The sequence below is a fragment of the Pseudidiomarina atlantica genome, assembly GCF_000753735.1.
Classification (GTDB): domain Bacteria; phylum Pseudomonadota; class Gammaproteobacteria; order Enterobacterales; family Alteromonadaceae; genus Pseudidiomarina; species Pseudidiomarina atlantica.
This window is the reverse complement of the sequence record NZ_JPIN01000001.1, coordinates 363,777-381,685: the sequence shown is the minus strand read 5'-3', so window position 1 is coordinate 381,685 and position 17,909 is coordinate 363,777. Positions and strand designations below refer to the sequence as shown.

Here is a 17,909-nt window from a genome sequence, read left to right as displayed (position 1 = left end):
CTAGTTTGGGCATTTAGCCACTCAACGCCGTTGAGTAAGCGTAACTGGGCGCGGTCCATGTTGATTTGGATACTGGTTGCATTCGTGCTTTTCTTCTTAATGGCAATTATTGCTGGCATTGGTATGGCCGCCCTTGAAAGCGGCGGCTATTAGCGCGGTCTAAGTATCTAGCGCAGTGGCTGACCAAGCTGATTCTGGGCGATCAGCCGAATCACGTAAGAAATTTTAAAAAGTCCGGCCAGCAGTATTTGTAGAAAATGTAAGACCGCGATCAACATTAAGGGAAGTTGCGCTTCCATGCCCCACGCCAGATAAGCGACAATCAAGAAGAGGGTCAGAAAAACCACCATGGCAGTGTTGGCGCTACGCAATAAGGTGTGTGCTGTCATAACCTACATCTCCAATGCATGTTTTATAATATGCATTATTCATGTATCTTTGACGAAGATCAAGTTTGAAGATGTAAATTTCGCAAGGGCAGGCGGGCGTCATGCAATTAAAAAAATATACCGATTATGGTTTACGAATTTTGATGTACCTTGGTGCTAAAGAGGGTGCTAAAGAAAGTTCGAACAATAGGACGGAAGCGCCGGAGCGCTTAACCACCATCAAAGACATCTGCGAAACCTTCAGTTTATCTAGCAATCACGTCAACAAAGTGGTGCACCACTTGGGCCGTCTGCAATTGATTGAAACACGCCGTGGCAAAAACGGTGGCTTTTTCTTAGCCAAGGCTCCTAATGAGATTCGTTTGGATTATGTGATTCGTCAGCTCGAAGGCGATGAGCCATGGATTGAGTGCCACAACCCTTATTGTGTGGCACTGCCAGCTTGTGAGCTTAATGGGATTGTGGCGCGGGGCAAGGAACTCTTTTACGACTACTTGCGAGAGTTCACTTTGGCTGACTTACTCAAGAAACGGGGGCAGTTGCAGCAGATTTTCTCAACAGCGTCGTAATTGCACCGCTGATGCCGTCGAGAGTCATGGGGTACATGCGGCCGCCCATGAGTTCGTGCATCATGTCGATTGAGTGATGCCACTTCCAGTGCTCCAACGGCTGCGGATTAAGCCATACCGCGTTGTCAAAATGATTCAATAAGCGCCGCATCCACACTTGACCAGGTTCTTCGTTCCAGTGCTCAACACTGCCGCCGGGGTAGGCGATCTCATAGGGCCCCATGGTGGCGTCGCCAACGAAAATCAGCTTGTAATCACGCCCATATTTATTGATGAGTTCACGAGTCGGTGTTTTCTCGCTGAAACGGCGCTCGTTCGATTGCCAAACTTCTTCATAAACGCAGTTATGGAAGTAATAGAACTCGAGGTGTTTGAATTCACTGCGCGCTGCAGCAAAGAGTTGCTGGCACTCGTAAATGAAATCATCCATCGAACCGCCTACGTCAAACAAGAGCAAGACCTTCACCGCATTGTGACGTTCCGGACGCCATTTCAAGTCGAGTAAGCCCGCTTTTTGTGAAGTGGCACGAATGGTTTCATCTAAGTCGAGTTCTTCGGCGCTGCCGGTACGAGCGAACTTACGTAGTTTACGCAAAGCAAGCTGCATGGTGCGATTGTTGAGTTCGCCCTCGGTGTCGAGGTCACGGAACTCGCGTTTATCCCAAACTTTGACTGCCCGCCGGGCATTCGAACCTTCTTGGCCGATGCGAATACCTTCCGGATGAAAACCATAAGCACCAAATGGCGAGGTACCGCCGGTGCCGATCCATTTGTTGCCACCGGCATGGCGTTCTTGTTGTTCCTTCAGCCGTTCTTGAAAGGCCTTTAACAATTCGTCAAGGCCACCCAAAGCTTGCAGTTTGGCTTTGTCTTCATCACTAAGTTGACGTTGTAGCGAGCGCCGCAACCAGTCTTCTGGAATTGCACTGGCCAGATCGACCTGTTCCACGCCTTCAAAGTACTCAGCAAAGGCGCGGTCAAAACGGTCAAATTGGCTTTCATCTTTTACCAAGGTCAATCGCGCTAAAAAATAGAAGGCTTCAATGTCGGCAAACACCACCTGCTGTTCAAGTGCGGCCAATAAATCGAGCAGTTCAGTGATGCTGGTTTTTAAGCCGTGCTTGCGTAGACAAAAAAAGAATTCAATTAGCATTAGCTTTCTCGGCGACGTGCCATGAATGCCAGTTTTTCGACCAACTGTACGTCCTGCTCGTTTTTCAACAGTGCGCCAAACATAGGCATCAAGCCCTTGCTGTCTCTTAACTGTTGTGGGCCGATATCCTCCACTAGTAACAGTTTCAACCAATCAATCAGTTCTGAAGTGGATGGTTTTTTCTTCAAGTTTGGTAACTTTCGTACATCAAAAAAGACTTCGAGTGCAGTCTGTAGTAACTCGCGCTGAATGTCTGGATAATGGACGCGAACAATATCGCTCAACGTGGCGGCATCAGGGAAGTTGATGTAATGAAAAAAGCAGCGGCGCAAAAACGCGTCAGGTAGCTCTTTTTCGTTATTCGACGTAATCACCACGATAGGGCGTTGCTGTGCAGTAATTTGCTCGCCGGTCTCGTAGACATGAAATTCCATTTGATCGAGCTCGTGCAGCAAATCATTAGGAAACTCAATATCGGCTTTGTCAATTTCGTCGATCAACAATACTGGGCGCTGTGCAGCAGTGAAGGCTTGCCATAACTTGCCCGGCTTAATGTAGTTGCTGATGTCATGTACTTTGTCGCTGCCCAGTTGGCTATCGCGCAATCGTGACACTGCGTCATATTCGTACAAGCCTTGTTGGGCTTTGGTCGTCGATTTAATTTGCCAGCGCAATAGCGGTACACCGAGACTTGCGGCCAACTCTTCAGCTAACTTGGTTTTACCGGTACCTGGCTCACCTTTGAGCAGTAAGGGCTTTTCCAGTGTCACCGCAGCATTGACGGCAAGGGCTAATTCATCCGCAACGATATAACTCGATGTACTGCTAAATTGCATGATAGGTCCTTATTCTTTAACGATTTTACCAGTGCTTTCTAGGTACACTTTACCTTGCTTCTGCACCGTTTCGTAGTCCATGCTTTCCGAAGCTAAGTGCACTTCTTCCAACACAGCTTGCATAACATCTACTTCTTCATCGAGGCGCTGCAATGCATTTTCAAGGGTATAACTGAGCTGGTGGATGGTCGCCATATCTTGCGGTGTCAGCTCATCTTTCGCCATGATTTCCGCCATTTTGGCGTTAAAATTTTTCAGGTTAAACAATGCTTGGTCAAGGTTTTTAGCCGGCTGCCCTGAAAAGTGCTCATAACGCTCTTGATCGTCTGCAAAACTAGTTGTGGTAAAGCTTAACAAAGCCGCTGCACTCAACATCATCAAAGTTTTCATTCAAACACCTCATTAAATTAACTTGTGAATAAGAATTATTATCAATAATACTCTATGATTGTCGATACACCAAGAGAGGTAATCCCGTTGCATCGCCTTAGCCGCCGGGAGTGAACTCACATGCAGTAAAGAAACTTTGCCACGGCTGTACATGCGCTTTAGTCGCTTCACGTAGTTGTGCAACGCTGGTGACAAGCTGTGCCAAGTAATCCTGCAGCAATGGCTGCGACGTGAGCGCCTGTAAGCGTTGCAATACGTTCGCTGCTCGTTGTCCTTGTGCGGTAACAGCGGCTAATTGTGGCTGCACTTCACCAATAAAAAACTTTAAGAAAACTGTATGTAATACTTCTGCCCGATTGGGGCGCGTGGGCGCATCGCAACCGGCGCGTTCAGTAAGGTTATCAGTGATAGTTGCTAATTGCGTGAGGTAAGCCGATTGTTCTTGCAAGGTACGCCATAAGCGCGGTAGATAGTCGCTTTGATGGATGGTTTGGAGCGCAGCTTCCACGCGCGCTTCATCGTTTTGCGGTTGGCTTTGCTCAAGAGCGTAAACAACTTGTTCAAGGGCTGCGAGTTGTTCAGCAAAAACTGCGTCATCGACTTCTCTTAGACCATTTGCCCCCATGCGCAGCGCATGGCGCAGGGCGTCATCGCTGGCTATGGCTTGTTGCCGAGCCGCAGCAAGAGTGGCTGCCTTTTGTTGCAAGGCGGCAGCTAGACGCTCTGCTAAGTTAGGATCTTCCGCGCGTACTGTGGCGACGCATTCTCTACCCGCATCAAGTAACAGCAAATCACCATAGTAACGAGTGACGCCCTGACTGAGTTTGCCTAGTGCGCTGTTACGCTCAGCGATGAGTTGCGCGGCTGGACAACTTTCAATGCGCCAAGCATCTAACAGCGAAATGCTCACTCGCGGCACTTCCACTTGCAGATCACGACTCGCGGGCAAACGCGGGTAGTTCGGCACAGTAAAGCGCACCGCCGGTCGTTCCAATGTGTTGGTAACGCGTTGCTGATAATCATTGAGACTTTTTAGGCTGTCGGGTAAGTCACTGCAGCCACTGAGTACTAATGCCGCACATATATAGCCAAGCGCGCGGCGAAGTCTTACAATAATCGACGTCATTTGAAGCTGAACATAAGGTCGCATCATGTTTACCGGTATCGTGCAATGCCAAGCAGCAGTTGTTGCTATCGAAAATAAACCTGACTTTCGTCGTTTAACCGTGCAAGTTGAACCACGGTTTCTAGAAAAGCTAGAAATTGGTGCCAGTATCGCTATAAACGGAACTTGTCTGACAGTGGTTCAATTTAACACAAACACGGTGCAGTTTGATGTGATCGATGAAACCTTGCGTCTGACCAATTTAGGTGAGCTCGAAGTCGGCGCTGAAGTCAATTTCGAACGTTCATTAAAAGTAGGGGACGAAATTGGTGGACATCATGTTTCGGGGCATATTCATGCCACCGGGGTGGTCGAAACCATTACCGAAACTGCAGATAACTGGGCCATGTGGATTCGGTTTCCGGCAGAATTTCAAGCCTATGTATTCGCAAAAGGTTTTATCAGCGTCAATGGCGCAAGTCTCACCATTGGTCAGGTTCACGACAGTCAGTTTTCGTTGCATTTAATTCCAGAAACATTGCGTTTAACGAATTTAAAGTCAGCGCAGCCTGGAACGCGGGTCAATTTAGAGTTCGATCAGCAGACCATTACTATCGTCGACACCGTCAACCGCTACCTAGCCCAAAACAAAGGTTAACCGTTACTCGTTAATCGTTAGGGAGAGCTAGCAACGAGCACCCCTAACGAATAACGAATAACGAGGTTATTCGTCGGGATCGATTTTGACGATGATTTTATCGTGCAACTCGTCGACCTCAATCGCCAAATGCACATCACTCCCGCAGGCCGGACATTCATCTTGATAATCTTGAGCGCCTTGTGACGCATCAATCGCGAGGTGAATGTTATGGCCGCAGTGCGGGCAACGCACTGCCGCGTCATGCAATTTCTCTGTGTTCATAGCTACCTCGTAACCGCAGTACTTAATAGCAGTATGATCGATGAATGCGCTCAGCGCCAAAATAACAATGTAATGCCTGCAGCAGCCACTAACGCACCACTAATACTGCGTAAACTTGGTGGTTCGCCACGCAACCATTGAATTGGGATCAACCAAAGTGGCGCGGTGGCAAGCAGGGTTTGGGCGAGACCCGGGTGGAGGTAGGCGATGGCGGTTTGTTGCAGCCAGATGGCCAGCAAAGTGCCCATGATGATCGCCACCAATAACCAGGGTATAGAGGTGTGCCGCAGTGCTGCTTTGGTTTGGCCGATGATTTTCGGTTTCAACAATAGCAGGGCTGCAGTCAGCGCTAGCGTGCCTGCCGTAAGGCGCACCAGTGCCGCTTGCAACGGGCTAACGGCGAAGCTGGCGAGCGCCTCAAAAGCCATTACCAAACCAAGGGCTTGGCAGAGCGCTGCGCCGACACCTGCGGCCATGCCGCTCAGCGATAGCTGTTGCGCACGTGGCTCTGGCGAGCGTTCGCTAATGATGACAAAAATACCGACTAAAACCACTAGCGCTGCACCGAGCTCGCGCAAGGTCATCGCTTCTTGAAGCCACCACCAAGCAATGAGCGCGGCAAACGGTGGAGCTAAGTACTCGAAGAGCATGGCATACCATGGGCCAATCCGCCGCAATGCACCGAAGTACAGCGTATCGCCAAGAGTAATACCGATCACGCCACTGGCGAGCAAGAGCCAAGCGGCTGCGCTGCCATCGAACGCAAGTAATTCGCCACTAAGCAGCGCAAACAATGCGAGCAGCGGCACCGCAACAAAGCCTTTGACTAAATTCAGTTGGGCGGCATTCAAATAGCTGCCCGCGCGACTATAAAGAAGCGTGGCACAGGCCCAAAATAAGGCAGCGAGGAGGGCGGCAAGTGGGCCGATAAAAATGTCCATAGGGCGGCTATTGTAACTGTGCTTCTAGACCACGCCAATAGGCGCGTTGCGTCACTTCGTTCAGTACGGTATAGTTGCGGCTTCTCGTTGAATCACAAGTGGCACTTGGTAGGTGTCACCACTGTTAAAGGAACATGTAAGCATGCCTGTAGTAACGCTCCCTGATGGAAGTCAACGCGCTTTCGATAAACCCGTTTCCATTCTCGAAGTAGCTCAAGATATCGGTCCTGGTCTTGCCAAGGCAACGGTTGCCGGCAAAATCAACGGTCAGCTTGCTGACGCTTGTGATCTGATCACCGATGACGCCACCGTGCATATCATCACACCGAAAGACGAAGAGGGTCTACACATCATCCGTCACTCGTGTGCGCATCTGCTTGGGCATGCATTAAAACAGCTGTTTCCAGCAGCGAAAATGGCAATTGGGCCAGTCATTGATAACGGTTTCTACTACGACGTCGACTTAGATCGTGCGCTCACCCAAGAAGATTTGGATGCTCTCGAAAAGCGTATGTTGCAGTTGGCAAAAACTGAATATGACGTGATTAAAAAGAAAGTCAGCTGGAAAGAAGCACGTGAAGTCTTTGTCGAGCGGCATGAGCCCTACAAAGTTGAAATTTTAGATGATGATATCAGCCAAGATGACCGTCCTGGCCTCTATCATCACGAAGAATACGTTGATATGTGTCGTGGACCGCACGTACCGAACATGCGTTTTTGCCAACATTTCAAAATTATGAAGTCGGCGGGCGCTTATTGGCGCGGCGATTCGAATAACAAGATGTTGCAGCGTATTTACGGCACTGCTTGGGCAGACAAGAAGCAGCTGAAAGCCTATTTACAGCGCTTAGAAGAAGCGGAAAAGCGCGATCACCGCAAAATCGGTAAAGCACAAGACTTGTTCCACTGGCAAGAAGAAGCGCCAGGTATGGTGTTCTGGCATCATAACGGTTGGACCGTATTCCAAGAGCTTGAAATGTTTATTCGCGAAAAGTTACGTGAGTACAAGTATCAAGAAGTGAAAGGTCCGTTTATGATGGACCGCGTACTATGGGAGAAGTCCGGGCACTGGGAGAAATTCTCTGAACTCATGTTCACCACGGCTTCAGAAAATCGCGAGTACGCCATTAAGCCGATGAACTGCCCCGGACACGTACAAATCTTTAATCAAGGTTTGAAATCGTACCGTGATTTGCCACTGCGTATGGCCGAGTTCGGTTGCTGTCATCGTAATGAGCCGTCGGGCGCATTGCATGGGTTAATGCGGGTACGTGGTTTTACCCAAGACGATGCTCATATTTTCTGTACTGATAACCAAGTCCAAGAAGAGGTCAGCGGCTGTATTAAGATGGTGTACGAAACCTACAAAACTTTTGGTTTCGAAGACATCGTTGTGAAGCTTTCGACCCGTCCCGAAAAACGTTTGGGTGATGATGCGGTGTGGGATCATGCCGAGCAAGCTTTGGCACAAGCATTGAAAAACAACGGCATCGAATTCGATTACTTGCCGGGTGAGGGCGCTTTCTATGGTCCGAAAATTGAATTTACCTTGCATGACTGTTTAGGTCGCGCATGGCAGTGTGGCACCATTCAGTTGGACTTTGCCCTACCAGGGCGTTTAGGCGCAACTTACGTGGGCGAAGACAATGAACGTCACACCCCAGTCATGATTCACCGTGCGATTCTCGGTTCACTCGAGCGCTTCATGGGGATTTTGATTGAAGAATATGCGGGCTATTTCCCATTATGGCTTGCGCCAACGCAGGTCGTGGTGATGAATATTACCGATAATCAGGCAGATTACGTCAAAAATACCGTAAAAGAGTTGAATAAACTCGGATTTAGGGCGACAGCTGACTTGAGAAATGAGAAAATAGGCTTTAAAATTCGCGAGCACACATTAAAACGTGTTCCTTATATGTTGGTTGTTGGCGATAAAGAAGTCGAGAACCAAGCGGTTGCGGTACGTACGCGTCGCGGCGAAGACCAAGGCGTAAAAGGCCTTGAGCAATTTATTGCTGAGCTGCAAGACGAAGTGCGTAGTCGCAAAATTAGTTAATTTATTGGAGGAATGACCCATTAAAGGCGGAAAAAGAACTCAGAAACCTGCTGACAAAAATCGTATCAACGAAGATATTCGCGTGAACGAAGTGCGCTTAATCGGCGTTGAAGGTGAACAGATTGGTGTCGTAAGTATTCAAGAAGCTCTTGAAAAGGCCGAAACGGCCGGTGTTGATCTGGTGGAAATTAGCCCAAATGCGGAGCCACCAGTATGTCGTCTGATGGATTATGGCAAGTTCCTCTACGAAAAAGCTAAGAACGCGAAAGAGCAAAAGAAAAATCAGAAACAGATTCAGGTCAAGGAAGTCAAATTCCGTCCTGGCACAGATGAGGGCGATTACCAGGTAAAACTGCGCAACCTGACTCGCTTCCTCGAGGGAGGTGACAAAACTAAAGTCACCGTTCGTTTCCGTGGCCGTGAAATGGCGCACCAAGAGTTGGGCATTGAATTGCTAAATCGTATCAAAGACGATTTGCAAGAAATCTCTACTGTTGAGTCGTTCCCGAGACGGGCTGAGGGTCGCCAGATGATTATGGTGCTGGCCCCTGCTAAGAAGTAACTGTGGTACACAAGTAGGCCAACTTTTGTTGTCCTCACCCTGTTACACTTTCAATTAACAATGCGGAGTAATTTTCATGCCGAAAATGAAATCCAAAAAAGGCGCGTCAAAGCGCTTTAAGAAAACCGCTTCAGGCGGCTTCAAATGTAAACAGTCTCATTTGCGTCACATCCTGACCAAAAAGAGCTCAAAGCGGAAGCGTCACCTACGTGCTAAGAGCATGGTGCACGAGTCTGATGTTGGCTTAGTTCAGCGTATGTTACCATTCGCGTAAGGGAAGGAGATAGCAAATGGCACGAGTAAAACGTGGTGTGATCGCGCGAGCGCGTCACAAGAAAGTCCTGAAGCAGGCGAAAGGTTATTATGGTGCTCGTTCACGCGTTTATCGCGTAGCGAAGCAAGCGGTTATTAAAGCAGGTCAATATGCTTATCGTGACCGTCGCAACAAAAAGCGTCAATTCCGTCAATTGTGGATTGTGCGTATTAATGCTGCGGCACGTCAAAACGGTTTGTCATACAGCCGCTTTATCAACGGTTTGAAAAAAGCATCTGTTGAAATCGATCGTAAAATTCTGGCGGACATCGCAGTTCACGACCAAAATGGTTTTGCTGCGTTGGTAGAGAAAGCAAAAAGCTCTCTGTAAGCCACGAAGAAGTTGAAAAAGGGAGCAAGATTGCTCCCTTTTTTTATGGTTTTTCGCTATGATAAGCGCCTTTACAGGGGTAAACGAGGAAAGTCATGGAGTTAAATGACATTGTTGCACAAGCCGAGTCGGCCATTGCTGCAGCAACCACACCGCAAGAGCTCGACGCAGTGCGTGTCGAATACATGGGTAAGAAAGGTCTATTAACTGAGCAACTGAAAAGCTTAGGTAAACTTTCTGCCGAGGAGCGTCCAGCTGCTGGTCAGGCTATTAACGTGGCTAAACAGCAAGTTCAGCAAGCAATAAATGCGCGCAACGAAGCGTTGAAACAAGCACAGTTGGCAGAGAAACTTGCCGCTGAGCGCATTGATGTGACCTTACCAGGCCGGCGTTCTGCGGTGGGTGGATTTCATCCGGTGACGCAAACCATTCAGCGTATTGAGCAGTTCTTTGGTGATTTGGGCTTCCGTGTGGTCGAAGGACCTGAAGTCGAAGACGATTTCCACAACTTCGATGCGCTCAATATTCCGGCGAATCATCCGGCGCGTGCGGATCATGACACCTTTTATTTCACCCCAACAACGATGTTGCGTACGCAGACCTCGGGCGTACAAATCCGTACTATGGAAACCGAACAACCACCACTGCGGATTATTTCCCCCGGTCGCGTGTATCGTAACGATTACGATCAAACCCACACACCGATGTTTCACCAAGTCGAAGGTTTGATGGTCGATACCGATGTCAGCTTTACCCAGCTCAAAGGCATTCTTGAAGACTTCCTGGTTAACTTTTTCGAAGAGTCCTTGGAAGTGCGTTTCCGACCTTCGTATTTTCCGTTTACAGAGCCTTCAGCTGAAGTTGATGTGCGTCGTAAAGACGGTCAATGGCTGGAAGTCTTAGGCTGCGGTATGGTGCACCCAAAAGTGCTACAGGCAGTAGGTATTGATAGCGAAAAATATACCGGCTTTGCCTTTGGTATGGGTGTTGAGCGTCTGACGATGCTCCGCTACGGCGTAAACGACCTACGTGCGTTCTTCGAGAACGACGTGCGTTTCTTGAAACAGTTTAATTAAGTTCGGGTGCTCAAATGAAATTTAGCGAAAAATGGCTGCGTAGCTGGGTGAATCCAGCGCTAGACCAAATTGGCTTGGCGGAACAGCTGAGTATGGCTGGCTTAGAAGTTGATGATGTCGCGCCCGTAGCTCCGGCATTTAATAACGTTGTGGTGGGCGAAGTCATCAAGTGTTGGCAGCACCCTGATGCCGATAAATTGCAAGTGACTGAAGTTGATATCGGTGCCGACGAACCGGCGACTATCGTCTGTGGTGCACCAAACTGCCGTACCGGTCTAAAAGTAGCAGTTGCCACCATTGGCGCCGTCTTACCAGGTGATTTTAAGATTAAAAAAGCCAAGTTACGTGGACAGCCTTCAAATGGCATGCTGTGTTCCAATGCTGAACTTGGTTTGAACGATGATCACGACGGTATCATTGAGTTACCGGCCGATGCGCCAGTGGGTATGGATTACCGTGAGTATCTTGAACTGAATGATGCAACTTTCGACGTTGATTTAACGCCAAATCGTGCTGATTGTTTAGGTTTGCGCGGTATCGCTCGCGAAGTTGGCGTGTTGAATCGTTTAACTGTCAATGAACCAGAGATAGCGGCTGTTGCCGCAACGCACGATGGGCAACGTGCTATTGTGCTAGACGCGCCGGCTGCATGCCCACGTTACTTAGGCCGTGTGGTCCGCAACGTGGATGTCACCGCAGCAACGCCATTGTGGCTTCGCGAGCGCCTGCGTCGCAGTGGTATCCGTGCTATCGACCCGGTGGTCGATGTGACGAACTATGTGTTGTTAGAGCTGGGTCACCCGATGCACGCTTTTGATAACGATAAGTTACAAGGTAGTGTGCATGTGCGGATGGCGCAACAAGGCGAAAAACTGACCCTGCTAGATGGCAATGAAGTGACGCTTGACGGTGACATTTTAGTGATTGCCGATGAACAACAAGCACTTGCAATGGCAGGTATTTTTGGTGGTGAAGGCAGTGGCGTTACCACTAGCAGCCGCGATATCTTTCTCGAGAGCGCATTCTTTGCGCCAGACGCAATTGCTGGCCGCGCACGCCGCTTCGGCTTGCATACTGATGCGTCGCATCGCTATGAGCGCGGCGTTGATCCTGAGCTACAGCGCACTGCAATGGAACGCGCAACACAGCTGATTCTGGAGATTTGTGGCGGTGAAGCGGGCCCAATCGTAGAAGCTAAAGATGAGCGTCATTTGCCACAGCCGACACATGTGCAATTGCGCGCTGCGCGGCTGAGCAAAGTGCTTGGTATTACTATTGCCGACACTGAAGTCAGCGAGATCCTCGAACGTCTAGGTTTCAATGTTACGGTTACCGAGCAGGGCTGGGATGTCATCGTTCCCACCTTCCGTTTCGACATTGCGATTGAAGAAGATTTAATTGAAGAAGTCGCACGCGTTTATGGCTATCACCGTATCGAGGCAGCCGCTCCGGCAGCTTCGCTGCGTATGGTACCGCGCAAAGAAGCGCAGTTACCGGTCAGTAAACTGAAGCAGTTGCTGATTGACCGTGGTTACCAAGAAGCCATTACCTACAGCTTCGTCGATCCTAAGCATCAAGCCTTGTTGTTTGATGATGCGGCCGCGTTGACGTTGCCATTCCCGATTAGTGTCGAAATGTCTTCTATGCGTGTGAGTTTATGGCCAGGCCTTATTGGCGCCGTGGCGCATAACCAAAAACGCCAACAGCAAAGCCTCGCGTTTGTTGAGACCGGCTTGCGCTTTTTACCGCAAGACAAAGCAGAAAATGGCGTGGCACAACAACCGATGATCGCCGGTATTCGAGCGGGTAAAGCGCATACTGAACATTGGCAAGAGGGTGAACGCGCGGTTGATTTCTATGACATCAAAGGCGACGTAGAAGCATTGCTTGCCCGTACCGGTGAGGCTCACGCGTTTACCTTTACTGCAGATAGCCATCCAGCGTTGCACCCAGGTCAGTCAGCAGGGATTTTCAAAAATGGTAAATGTGTCGGTCATGTCGGCGCCATTCACCCACAATTCGAGAAGAAATTGGGCCTGAATGGGCGCACCTTCGTATTCGAATTAGAGTTAGCCGCGATCCAGCCAAAGGTGTTACCGCAAGCTCGAGCAATCTCACGTTTTCCATCGATTCGTCGTGATTTAGCAATTGTGGTGCCAACCCAACTTGCCGCAGGGGAGATCCTCAAGGCTATTGAAAATATTGGCGTAAATCACTTGGTTGACCTAAACTTATTTGACGTTTACGAAGGAGCGGGCGTTGCTGACGGATACCGCAGTTTAGCTTTATCGCTGACGCTACAGCATCCCGAGCGCACGCTTGAAGATCATGAAATCAATACCGCGGTTAAGGCAGTGGTAGAGATGCTGACAAACGAATTTGGGGCAACCCTGAGGGAGTAAGCTATGGCGCTGACCAAAGCAGAAATGGCAGAACACTTGTTCGAAAAATTTGGCATCAATAAACGTGATGCAAAAGATTTGGTCGAAAACTTCTTTGAAGAGATACGTCGTACCTTAGAACAAGGTGAGGAAGTCAAATTATCAGGTTTTGGTAATTTCGAGTTGCGCACCAAGAACCAGCGACCAGGTCGCAACCCGAAAACCGGTGAAGATATTCCGATTTCGGCGCGACGCGTAGTGACTTTTCGGCCCGGACAAAAGCTTAAGCAAAGGGTCAGCAACGCTAAACCAAAGTAATACCCAAGAAAAAAGCCGCTCATTGAGCGGCTTTTTTGGGTTTACAGCGATGATGATAAGAATTACTTAAAGAATAAGCTACTAAACGGGTTGAGCAAGCGGCTCAAACCAGACGTAAAGTGCATCGGTGCATCTAGCGCCGACAAGGTTAGACAATCTTCATGACGCGTCTCTGGGGTGTGAATCACGCTATCATCAACGAAAATGAAATCGCCATCGCGATATTCAGAACGTTCGTCGTTAAAGACACCGTTCACCACTAAGGTCGCTTCACGACCTTTGTGCGTGTGCTCTGGCACACGGGTATCCTTATCCATGTAGATGAAGGTAAGTACATCTTCGCCGCCAACGTGCACTGGCGCACGCCACATCTGGCCGAGAATTTTCTGCCATTCACCAACGCGGTGTTGATTCCGTGCAAGAGTGCCTGGTAGTTGGAAGCGTTTGCCTTCCAATACTAATTCATTTGGCACATCTTGTCGCATCACTGGCGTAATACGCTTGGGTGTTTGCGACATGATAGAAGCAAGCATGCTTTCACCATCAAAAAAACTGACCTGTTCGGTGAGCTCTGCTGGTACTTGTGCTTGTCCAAACACCTTCTGGGCCAGAGATTCTTCAATATGCTGAATCTCGTTTTGGCAATGCGGACACATATCCACATGCGTACCTACCATCATTAACATTGCTGGTGTTAAGTCACCAGTAACGTAATGAAAGAGGTGCTGTTCGCTTGGGTGAAATTTAATCATCGCTGTTAATTAACTCTCGTAACTTCTGTAACGCAAGGCGAGTGCGTGATTTGACAGTTCCCAAAGGAATGCCAAGTGCATCCGCCACCTCTTGTTGTGATTTCCCTTCCACATAAATCAGTTCGATAACCGTGCGTTGCGCCTTCGGTAATGATTCGCAGTAGCCAGCGAGCTGCTGCATTAACAAATCATCATCAAGTGCGTAGTCGTCATCGAGACTATCGTTCGTTTCAGCTAATACGGGCCACAATTCGTCAGCGCTCAAATCATGCTGGCGATGTTTATTCTTCCGTAAGAAGTCAAAACGGATATTCCTTGCAATAGTAAATATCCAGGTCGAAGCAGAACCCCGATCTGGTTTAAATAAATGTGCTTTGTTCCAAACATTCGTCATCGTTTCCTGAACCAAATCCATTGCTGTCTGTTCATTTCCGAATTGACGAGTTGCATAGGCTTTTAGGCGCGGAGCGAAGTAGTGAAACAATTCGCTAAAGGCTTGACGCGATTGTTCATTTGCTACTAGGGCGAGCAAAGCCGCAGCATGGTCTGGATCATCAGGCTGCGCAGAGGACATATGTTTCCGTTCTAGTTTTGGTGTAGTCACTGTCTGCATAGTATTACCTGTTGGATAATTCCTCAAGTTACTTTCCTACTACGCAACTTGTATAGGTATGGATCACACTCTACTGTTCGCTTTCATTTATCAAACCAGAGAGGTAATCCAATGTGCGTTCACAAGACGGTTCGCGCAACAATTCTTGTTTAGTTTCTGCATTCACCGGTAATAACTCTAGCCAGCGTTGACATATCCAATCAGCGCGTCCTAAACGGTCGTCACCGGGGCAAGAGCCCAATTCCGGATATTCTGCATAAACTTGGCACAAGCGATCGGCCAAATGCTGAAATTGCGGCGGTAGCTCCGTCGGTGGCCAGTGATCAATAATACGGACGTTACCACGCCGTAAGCCGTCGCTGTCTGATTTAATCGCGTCGATTTGACAAGCGTCCATACCTTCGACGGTGATGCCAAGTAAACCGTCGTCGCGATGTTCAAAGTCGATCACGCGTGCCAGCGTTGCGATTGGATGGATATGCGAGTTGGCTTCAATGGAACCATGTTCATTGAACATACACATACCAATGCGACCGTCGTCTTGCGCGCACACTTCTCGAACCATACGGATGTACCGTGGTTCAAAGATGCGTAATCGCATCACACCGCCAGGCAAAACATGGCCCGATAGTGGAAATAGTGGAATGTTGGTGAGTGCACGATGCATATCGATTGCCTCTAGATTTCAGCGCTTGTTTATCATTAGTTGATGTGGTTACGTGGTATAACTTTAATTAGATCTGTGGTAATGAACTTTTTTTAACACTTTTCGTAATGCTCGGAAGACCAATGTTGTAGAGGGATATATGCAAACGATAAAGGTTGGGATCAGTGCCTGTTTACTGGGCGATGAAGTACGCTTCGATGGCGGCCACAAACGTTCGGCTTTTTGCGCCAGCGAGCTTGGCCGGCACGTAGAGTTTGTCAAGCTATGCCCAGAAGTAGGTATCGGGATGCCGGTGCCGCGCCCGACGATTCGACTCGAGGCTCATGCAAAGGGTACCCGTGCTGTGGTGCCAAAAACGGGTGAGGATGTCACCGAACGATTAATTGATTTTGCCGAACGCGCCACGCCACACTTGCAGCAAATCAGCGGTTATGTGCTGTGTGCGAAGTCGCCAAGCTGCGGTATGGAGCGGGTTAAACTATATGATCCTGCAACTGGGCATGCGCAAAAAGAGGCGACTGGTATTTTTGCGGCGCAACTGCAGCAACGCTACCCTGCGTTGCCGCTGGAAGAAGACGGGCGTTTAAACGATCCGCTGTTGCGTGAAAATTTTGTCATGCGTGTTTTTGTGTATGCTGCATGGCAAGCACTTGGTTCGCAACCGAAAAAATCAGCTGTGCTAGCGTTCCATACCAGCCTTAAATTACTTTTGTTAGCTCATAATCAACAAGCTTACCGCATCATCGGTCGTGAGTTGGCCGAGCAACAAGAGATGACCACCGAGTTTCTGCGCCATTACATCGAGACGCTCATGGCTGCGCTTGCAAAGCCTGCTACACGAGCAAATCACACCAATGTGTTGCAGCATATTCAGGGCTATTTTTCTGACCAATTGAGTCATGATGAGCGCGCCGAACTCAGTGAAGCGGTGCTAGCTTATCGCAATGGACTTGAACCTTTATTAGTGCCGCTTACACTGCTGCGGCATTACCAACGCCTGTTCCCCAATAACTATTTAGCGGGGCAACGTTATTTGAATCCTTATCCAAACGACTTAAAACTTAGGTACGGCCTCTAATGAAACAATTGATATGGTTTCGCAATGACCTGCGACTACGCGATAATCCGACGGTCGCTGCAGCGTTGCAATCTTGCGCCAATAACGAGCCGATTTTCGGTCTGTATTTATATAGCGAAGCGCAATGGCAAGCGCACGATTGGGCACCAATAAAAGTCGATTTATTGCTCCGTCATCTCAAGGAACTCCAGCAAGAAGCTGCGCAGTGGGGGATTGCACTGCACATTAAAAGTGTACGCGACTGGCAAACAGTACCGCGCGTAGTGCGTGATTTTTGTGCTGAGCATGAGATCCAGCAGGTTTATTGGAACTGTGAGTATCCGTTGCACGAACAACGACGCGATCGTGCAACCCGCAATTGGCTTACCGACAATGGCGTGGCGGTGACTAGTTTTCACGGGGAAGTCTTAGTTCCGCCGATTCTGCGAACACAAGCCGGTGCTTACTACAAAAAATTTACGCCTTACTTTAAAGCATGGCAGCAGCATTTGCGAACCACGGGGTTGCCAAAACCGTATGAAAAACCAAATAGGACTGCTGTGCAGTGTCCGAGTTTTCCTGAAACCGTTGATTATGCGCGACGGGACAGCTCGGCGTGGGTGGTTGGTGAGCATGCCGTGTGGCAACAACTAGATGCTTTTGTTGCGGAACAGGTCAGAGACTACAACGCTGATCGCGACTTGCCGGCAATTCATGGCACGTCAAAATTATCTGCGTATTTTGAACTGGGGGCGTTGGGTCCGGTTACTGCAGCCCGAAGATTGCAGCAACTTGCACCTGAGTTTCCGGATGGTCTGAATGAAGGTGCGCATACTTGGCTAAGTGAATTAGCTTGGCGTGAATTTTATCAACACCTGATGGATGCAGAGCCACGTTTGAGTTGGGGACAAGCATTTCAGCCTCACACTGATGCATTTCCTTGGAATGACAGCGCGACCGATTTCCAAGCGTGGTGTGAGGGGCGCACAGGTTATCCGATTGTCGATGCAGGAATGCGGCAGTTGCAACAAGAAGGCTGGATGCACAATCGGGTAAGAATGATCGTTGCTAATTTCTTGGTAAAAGACTTACATATTGATTGGCGTAAAGGTGAGCGGTTCTTCATGCAAAACCTTATCGATGGTAGCTTCCCTGCAAATAATGGCGGTTGGCAATGGAGTGCATCAACAGGCACGGACGCAGTGCCTTACTTTCGGGTGTTCAATCCTACTTCACAAAGTCAAAAAGTTGATCCCGACGGCAGCTATATTCGTAAGTATGTGCCAGAGTTAGCGCATTGTCCGCAGCGCGAAATTCACGCACCGGAACAGTGGCTAAAATTAAGCGATGTCGATTATCCGACACCGATAGTCGATCACAAAGAGGCAAGGGAAGGCTTTCTACGCAAGTTCAAGGCATTGTAGTGGTAGCAACTATAATGATAACAAAACTCACAATGGGAACGCGGAGGTAAT

The 17,909-nt window shown here is 48.9% G+C and carries 21 protein-coding genes; 11 read left to right on the top strand and 10 right to left on the bottom strand.

Features of this window, described 5'->3' with window-relative positions:
* Positions 1 to 167: 167 nt before the first annotated feature.
* A complete protein-coding gene (locus IDAT_RS01880) occupies positions 168 to 389 on the bottom strand; it encodes a hypothetical protein (RefSeq protein WP_034729748.1) in 222 nt (73 codons plus the stop codon).
* 101 nt (positions 390 to 490) lie between these two features.
* Between IDAT_RS01880 and IDAT_RS01875 the strand changes: the two genes are divergently transcribed.
* Complete coding sequence (locus tag IDAT_RS01875) at positions 491 to 958, top strand: RrF2 family transcriptional regulator (protein WP_034729746.1); 468 nt, start codon at positions 491 to 493, stop codon at positions 956 to 958.
* On the opposite strand, the gene IDAT_RS01870 is transcribed toward IDAT_RS01875, so the two are convergent.
* The 4 genes from IDAT_RS01870 to IDAT_RS12920 all read right to left on the bottom strand — a co-directional run bounded on the left by IDAT_RS01870 (position 912) and on the right by IDAT_RS12920 (position 4,463).
* The gene (locus tag IDAT_RS01870; protein WP_034729744.1) at positions 912 to 2,111 is read right to left on the bottom strand and encodes a vWA domain-containing protein; all 1,200 of its coding nucleotides are present in this window, start codon (positions 2,109 to 2,111) and stop codon (positions 912 to 914) included. The genes IDAT_RS01875 and IDAT_RS01870 overlap by 47 nt on opposite strands.
* Positions 2,111 to 2,947, bottom strand: a complete 837-nt coding sequence (locus IDAT_RS01865) for an AAA family ATPase (RefSeq protein ID WP_034729742.1) — start codon at positions 2,945 to 2,947, stop codon at positions 2,111 to 2,113. The genes IDAT_RS01870 and IDAT_RS01865 overlap by 1 nt, the downstream gene beginning before the upstream one ends.
* Positions 2,948 to 2,956: 9 nt before the next feature.
* Positions 2,957 to 3,337, bottom strand: coding sequence for a DUF6746 family protein (locus tag IDAT_RS01860; RefSeq protein ID WP_034729739.1), 381 nt, complete (start codon positions 3,335 to 3,337; stop codon positions 2,957 to 2,959).
* Positions 3,338 to 3,434: 97 nt separating this feature from the next.
* Positions 3,435 to 4,463 (bottom strand): DUF3080 family protein, encoded by a 1,029-nt coding sequence (locus IDAT_RS12920; RefSeq protein WP_162178383.1) that lies wholly within the window; start codon positions 4,461 to 4,463, stop codon positions 3,435 to 3,437.
* A 25-nt stretch (positions 4,464 to 4,488) separates the two neighbouring features.
* On the opposite strand from IDAT_RS12920, the gene IDAT_RS01850 reads away from it, so the two are divergent.
* On the top strand, positions 4,489 to 5,100 hold the full coding sequence (locus IDAT_RS01850) for a riboflavin synthase (protein ID WP_034729735.1): 612 nt from the start codon (positions 4,489 to 4,491) through the stop codon (positions 5,098 to 5,100).
* Positions 5,101 to 5,166: 66 nt separating this feature from the next.
* On the opposite strand, the gene IDAT_RS01845 is transcribed toward IDAT_RS01850, so the two are convergent.
* Positions 5,167 to 5,364 (bottom strand): CPXCG motif-containing cysteine-rich protein, encoded by a 198-nt coding sequence (locus tag IDAT_RS01845; RefSeq protein WP_034729733.1) that lies wholly within the window; start codon positions 5,362 to 5,364, stop codon positions 5,167 to 5,169.
* 50 nt (positions 5,365 to 5,414) lie between these two features.
* On the bottom strand, positions 5,415 to 6,305 hold the full coding sequence (locus IDAT_RS01840) for a DMT family transporter (RefSeq protein ID WP_034729730.1): 891 nt from the start codon (positions 6,303 to 6,305) through the stop codon (positions 5,415 to 5,417).
* A 142-nt stretch (positions 6,306 to 6,447) separates the two neighbouring features.
* Here IDAT_RS01840 and thrS point away from each other — a divergent pair, with 142 nt between their 5' ends.
* The 7 genes from thrS to IDAT_RS01805 all read left to right on the top strand — a co-directional run bounded on the left by thrS (position 6,448) and on the right by IDAT_RS01805 (position 13,345).
* A complete protein-coding gene (gene thrS / locus IDAT_RS01835; RefSeq protein ID WP_034729728.1) occupies positions 6,448 to 8,364 on the top strand; it encodes a threonine--tRNA ligase in 1,917 nt (638 codons plus the stop codon).
* A 19-nt stretch (positions 8,365 to 8,383) separates the two neighbouring features.
* The gene (gene infC / locus IDAT_RS01830) at positions 8,384 to 8,926 is read left to right on the top strand and encodes a translation initiation factor IF-3 (protein ID WP_034729726.1); all 543 of its coding nucleotides are present in this window, start codon (positions 8,384 to 8,386) and stop codon (positions 8,924 to 8,926) included.
* A 76-nt stretch (positions 8,927 to 9,002) separates the two neighbouring features.
* Positions 9,003 to 9,200 carry a 50S ribosomal protein L35 gene (gene rpmI, locus IDAT_RS01825; RefSeq protein ID WP_034729724.1) on the top strand — a complete coding sequence of 66 codons (198 nt, stop codon included), beginning with the start codon at positions 9,003 to 9,005 and terminating at the stop codon, positions 9,198 to 9,200.
* A 16-nt stretch (positions 9,201 to 9,216) separates the two neighbouring features.
* The gene (gene rplT / locus IDAT_RS01820) at positions 9,217 to 9,570 is read left to right on the top strand and encodes a 50S ribosomal protein L20 (RefSeq protein ID WP_034729722.1); all 354 of its coding nucleotides are present in this window, start codon (positions 9,217 to 9,219) and stop codon (positions 9,568 to 9,570) included.
* Positions 9,571 to 9,665: 95 nt separating this feature from the next.
* A complete protein-coding gene (gene pheS / locus IDAT_RS01815; RefSeq protein ID WP_034729720.1) occupies positions 9,666 to 10,646 on the top strand; it encodes a phenylalanine--tRNA ligase subunit alpha in 981 nt (326 codons plus the stop codon).
* A 14-nt stretch (positions 10,647 to 10,660) separates the two neighbouring features.
* Entirely contained in the window at positions 10,661 to 13,048 is a 2,388-nt protein-coding gene (gene pheT, locus IDAT_RS01810; protein WP_034729717.1) for a phenylalanine--tRNA ligase subunit beta, read from the top strand.
* 3 nt (positions 13,049 to 13,051) lie between these two features.
* Positions 13,052 to 13,345, top strand: coding sequence for an integration host factor subunit alpha (locus tag IDAT_RS01805; protein ID WP_034729714.1), 294 nt, complete (start codon positions 13,052 to 13,054; stop codon positions 13,343 to 13,345).
* Between the two features lie 62 nt (positions 13,346 to 13,407).
* On the opposite strand, the gene IDAT_RS01800 is transcribed toward IDAT_RS01805, so the two are convergent.
* From IDAT_RS01800 to IDAT_RS01790, 3 genes are all read right to left on the bottom strand, one after another.
* A complete protein-coding gene (locus IDAT_RS01800) occupies positions 13,408 to 14,097 on the bottom strand; it encodes a ChrR family anti-sigma-E factor (protein WP_034729710.1) in 690 nt (229 codons plus the stop codon).
* Positions 14,090 to 14,710 carry a sigma-70 family RNA polymerase sigma factor gene (locus IDAT_RS01795; RefSeq protein ID WP_034729706.1) on the bottom strand — a complete coding sequence of 207 codons (621 nt, stop codon included), beginning with the start codon at positions 14,708 to 14,710 and terminating at the stop codon, positions 14,090 to 14,092. The genes IDAT_RS01800 and IDAT_RS01795 overlap by 8 nt, the downstream gene beginning before the upstream one ends.
* Before the next feature lie 70 nt (positions 14,711 to 14,780).
* A complete protein-coding gene (locus IDAT_RS01790; RefSeq protein WP_034729703.1) occupies positions 14,781 to 15,377 on the bottom strand; it encodes an LON peptidase substrate-binding domain-containing protein in 597 nt (198 codons plus the stop codon).
* 139 nt (positions 15,378 to 15,516) lie between these two features.
* On the opposite strand from IDAT_RS01790, the gene IDAT_RS01785 reads away from it, so the two are divergent.
* Positions 15,517 to 16,455, top strand: coding sequence for a YbgA family protein (locus IDAT_RS01785; protein ID WP_034729701.1), 939 nt, complete (start codon positions 15,517 to 15,519; stop codon positions 16,453 to 16,455).
* A complete protein-coding gene (gene phrB, locus IDAT_RS01780) occupies positions 16,455 to 17,858 on the top strand; it encodes a deoxyribodipyrimidine photo-lyase (RefSeq protein WP_034729699.1) in 1,404 nt (467 codons plus the stop codon). The genes IDAT_RS01785 and phrB overlap by 1 nt, the downstream gene beginning before the upstream one ends.
* The last annotated feature ends 51 nt before the right edge of the window (positions 17,859 to 17,909 follow it).